The following is a 4953-nucleotide window of genomic DNA, read 5'->3' on the forward strand; positions in this document are numbered from 1 at the left end:
AATTAATGCTGAAAAGAATCTGGATTGGAAAAAAACTCAATTTTGATGAGAAGTATTGAACAATTGACAATCATTCAGCTAAAAAAAGACTGATCTGAAAAGCTGTCCTTTCACTTTAACGCCAGGGAGCAAAGAGCGCAAAGATTCAAACAGACCTTTGCGACCTCCTTTTCTTTGCGTTTTAAAGATTATCAGGAGTCATTTGTTCATTCATCTAAGAGAAACAAAAACCAGGAAATTTCTACCCTGCTTTATGTATAAAAATACGGATAGACATGTGTCTATTAGCCCAGTCACAGCAAGGGGTTTCGCATTTTTTTTGTTTTGAATAAATTCTGCTCTTTGCGCTCTTCGTACCTTGCATAACGTCTTTCAGACTATGCTTCGTCTTCAAAAGCATTGCCTTTTCTTCTTTGCGTTTAAAAAAACAGCCGTAAACCAACCAAACCTCGTGCACTTCCTGTTCCTTCCGGTAAGAACGCAAGACCCAAAAACTCATCCCAAACTCCCCTATCAAAATCAACTTCAGGCAGATATTCATCCGTAAGATGCTGTAATTCTATTTTTATTACTTTCGATCCTACCCAATAAATACTGAACTATGAGACCAATCGTATTATTGCTTATGTTGCTGCTGTTTTCCGTTAGTAAGGGCTTCGGGCAAGAAAAACATTTCTCCGATCTGGATGAAGCCTTGAAACAGCCCTTGCAAGTGGAAGGATTATACCTCGGAAATCAAACAAAATACAGTAACGCCAAAGAACTTCCCCGGGAACTTGCAAATTGCAAAAACCTTCACAAAATCAGCATCGGATGGCACAAAAACCTGGATATTTCTAAGCTTTTTCAATTACTGGGAAAATTACCCAAACTCGATACGCTCGAAATGATGGCCTGTGATCTGAAAAAAATCCCAAAGGAAATTGCTTTGCTGAAGGAACTCAAATACCTCAAGCTGGAACTAAATTATCTCACAGAAATATCTCCCGAAATCGGTCAGCTTCAAAAACTGGAGCACCTGAATCTCACATCCAATAAACTAACACAATTACCACCAGAAACCGGGCTTTTGAAACAATTAAAGGAGCTGCTTTTAAACTCGAACGATCTCACTCAACTACCAGCTTCCATCTGTGATTTGAAACAACTTCAGAAACTGAACATTCAATCAAATAACCTGGAACAACTACCGGATAAAATCGGTGATCTGGCTCAGCTGCGCGTTTTAAGTCTCAGTGGAAACGCTTTCAAATCATTCCCGGAATCCCTTTCAAAACTAAACCTGGAAGCCTTTCATTTCGGAGGTTATCACAGTGTTTTTCCATATCCTGCTTTCAGGATTTCAACATTGAAAACGCTCGGACTTTATGAAACCGTTCTGGATAGTTTTCCGGAATCGGTCGGGAAACTACAAAATCTCACAAAATTGTATCTCCGGGATTTGAATTCATTCAATTGGTCGGACGGCTTGGAAAAGTTGAGTCATCTTGACCGCTTGGAAGACTTAACCATCGCCTTTGAACGTTACGGAGACATTCCGAAGGAAATTTCACTACTCACACAGGTTCGGAAATTAACGCTGATAGGATCCCGCAATTCCGTGGAAATAATGAAGCAGGTTTGCAAACTTTCAAACTTGACTCATTTGACTTTCGATTATTACAACGATACCATCTTAACTCCCGATATCGGGAACCTGAACAAATTACAGTTTCTTGAACTTGGAAAATCGAAATTGCAGAGCTTACCAAAGGAAATTGGCCAACTGAAAGAGTTGAAAAAAATGAGTCTTTCAACCAATTGGGGGCAGGCAATCGAAATTCCTTCCGAAATAGGAAATTTACACCAATTGGAAGAGATTGATTGGTCCTGGTGCAGAATCAAAACACTTCCCGGAAGCATTGGAAACCTGGGAGAATTGAGAAAACTGAGTCTTTGGGGTAGTAATCTCACTGAAGTTCCGGTAGAAATCGGTCAACTGAAAAAACTGGAAGAATTATACCTTTCCGGTAACAATATTAAAACACTTCCACCGGCATTTTACCAGCTAACATCCTTGAAAATACTAAACCTGGAAAACAATGAACTCGAACAGGTAGACGCTGCAATCGGAAACTTAATATCCCTGGAATCTGTCGACTTATCCTCCAATAAAATGCTTACTGCCATTCCTGAAACATTGGGAACTCTTCCGAATTTGGAAGATGTATTTCTTGAAAACACTCAAATTCGGGTCATACCCGGATCATTCAAAGCAAATCCTGCAATCAAAAGAATCAAACTGTGCAGCACCTTGATTGACAATCCTAAAAAAATGGAACGGGAATTTTCCGGGAAACTCGAATGGGAATGGAATTGCAGAACACTGGAACGAATGCTTGTCAACTTCGAAGAAAAATATGGTAAGGAGACCTGCAAATTTGTCGACAAAAAAGACACACTTGTTCTCAGCTATTACTATTTCTATAACGAACCCAGGGTGATTGATGAAGAATACCACAAAACAATCACTATCGCTATTCCGAAATACCTGCTTGAGGGACAAAAAAGTTTTCAGCTTCCGTTTTCTAAACTAAAAGTAGAAGCATCCTATAACAGCATCTGGAGTTTTGACCGGGCATATCAGCCACTCAATGGAAGTATCGAGATTCTGAATTATTCAAAGAATAAAATAACACTCGCACTGGACCTCAATGGTAAATTCTATGAAAAAGATGAGCCCCGGAAAATTTTGAATAAAACGATTGTGTATCAGAAAAACTGATAAATCAACCATTCACCCCATTTTTTGAGGAAGAATTCGTGCAGGTTTTATACTTTTAGACGGATTCAAAAAGATCATCACTATGAAACAAATCGTTATCCTTTTACTGACAATTCCATGCGTTCTTACGGCTGCTGCCCAGACCAAAGAGAAAAAACCGGATTATGCCAAAAGGCTTGCCGGCATTGAAAAAGAACTGGAAAAAGTACTTGCGGATCAAAAAGCTGTTGGGTTTTCAGTAGCCGTTGTGTACAAAGATCAGGTGCTCATGAGTAAAGGATTCGGTTACCGCGACCTGGAAAACAAAAAACCGGTCACTCCGAATACACTTTTTGCAATCGGTTCATCAAGTAAAGCCTTTACTTCCGCAGTTCTCGGACAGTTGGAAAAAGAAGGAAAACTCAAGCTAGACGATTTGGCAACCAAACATTTACCCAGCTTAAGTTTCAAGTATGATTACATGAATACCGGAATTACAATCCGCGACATGATGTGTCACCGCACCGGTCTTTCGCGTTTCGATTATTCCTGGTATTTGTTCAACACCGCAAACAGAGACAGTTTGATTGAACGTATCAAATACATGGAACCGAATATGAAATTGCGTGAAAAATGGCAGTACAACAACTGGATGTTCCTGCTTCAGGGAATGATTGCGGAAAAAATAACCGACAAAACCTGGGAACAAAACATCCGGGAACGCTTCTTTGCACCCTTGAATATGACGCGCAGCAATACAGACATTAACATGGTAAAAAAAGATCCGGACGCATCACTTCCCTATTCCTTCGATGAAAAAATAAACATCAAGAAAGTCAATTATTACAACATCAACGGAATGGGACCTGCAGGAAGCATCAATTCCTGTGCGAACGATATGGCAAACTGGGTTTCAGCCTGGGTGATGGGAGGAAAATTCAAAGGTCAGGAAATCATTCCGGTGAGTTATCTGAAAGCTGCTTCCAGTTCTCAAATGGTTGTTGACGGCGGACTTCCGGATGAACATGCGGATATTCAATTCAGTACTTACGGATTTGGTTGGTTCATGCAATCCTACCGCGGACATTACCTGGTAGAACATGGTGGAAACATTGATGGATTCTCTGCAAATGTGGCGTTTTATCCAAGTGATTCGATCGGAATTGTGGTATTGGTCAACCAAAATGCTTCCATGGTGCCGGGAACTGTCCGTAACATGATTTCAGACAGATTGTTTGCCCTGGATCCGATTCCATGGAACGGAGATGCCAAAAAAGGATTGGATCAGTTAACAAAAACCAGGTCAAAAATAGATCATTCGGTTGATTCCGTCCAGGTTAAAAACACAACACCTTCACACCCCCTGAAGGACTATGCCGGGTACTATTCCAATCCCGTTTTTTCCGATTTCACGATTGCGTTGGAAAACGACACCTTAAAAACAACGCTTGGAGGAGAAAAAGTATGGCTGAAACATTACCATTACGATGTGTTTTCCCTTGAATCGGTTGACGGCAGCGGCGATCTGGAAGAAGGTTCTAAATTCCTGGTCAACTTCGCAAGTGCAAGCAACGGGAAGATCGAAAGTGTTTCCATGCAGCTGGACGAACCCGGAAAAACCAGTGTGTTTCCCCGTAGTAACCCGAAAGTCGAAATTTCCGGCGATGAATTGTCAAAATATGTCGGTGATTACGACCTGGAAGGACAAACAATCAAAATCTACCTGAAAGGAAAAACACTGATGCTCCTTGTTCCCGGACAACCGGATTACGAAACAATCCCTGTTGGAAACGACACCTTTGATTTTGTAATTGTCAAAGGATACAGCCTGAAATTTGCACTTGAAAACGGAAAAGCAAAAACCGTAACAATCCTGCAGCCGAATGGCAATTTTACGGCTAAACGCAAAGAATGATCTCCCGGGAGAACCTTGCTCGTTTTTCCCGGGAATTTTATTCCGATAGTAAGAAAATCCACCTCAAATTCATGCCTTATGGAAGTCTGCTGAGTAGAGTCGAAGCACGACATGCGATCAGCTATGTCCGTTCGATTTTGCTGCTGTCAGTTCGAGTGCCGGAATGTAATGGAGGTGTATCGGGAACAAGGGGCAAAATAGTATCAGGAACAATATGCACACAATTGTAAAAAAACACCCTGCAAAAGAGGATTCCAAAATCACAAAAAAACGCATCTGAATCACTCAACTACGG

Annotated in this window: 2 protein-coding genes; both read left to right on the top strand. The window is 40.9% G+C overall.

Annotation, left to right across the window (positions count from 1 at the left end; translation table 11 throughout):
* The first annotated feature begins 601 nt into the window (after positions 1–601).
* The gene (locus Q1V93_RS06185) at positions 602–2764 is read left to right on the top strand and encodes a leucine-rich repeat domain-containing protein (RefSeq protein WP_300662853.1); all 2163 of its coding nucleotides are present in this window, start codon (positions 602–604) and stop codon (positions 2762–2764) included.
* A gap of 82 nt (positions 2765–2846) precedes the next feature.
* Entirely contained in the window at positions 2847–4658 is a 1812-nt protein-coding gene (locus Q1V93_RS06190) for a serine hydrolase (protein ID WP_300662855.1), read from the top strand.
* Positions 4659–4953 lie beyond the last annotated feature (295 nt).

This window comes from Fluviicola sp. (assembly GCF_030151805.1).
Taxonomy (GTDB): domain Bacteria; phylum Bacteroidota; class Bacteroidia; order Flavobacteriales_D; family Crocinitomicaceae; genus Fluviicola.

Bases quoted from the DNA above. Each gene is read 5' to 3' on its own strand.
- Q1V93_RS06185 (WP_300662853.1), top strand. From the start codon at position 602: ATGAGACCAATCGTATTATTGCTTATGTTGCTGCTGTTTTCCGTTAGT.
- Q1V93_RS06190 (WP_300662855.1), top strand. From the start codon at position 2,847: ATGAAACAAATCGTTATCCTTTTACTGACAATTCCATGCGTTCTTACG.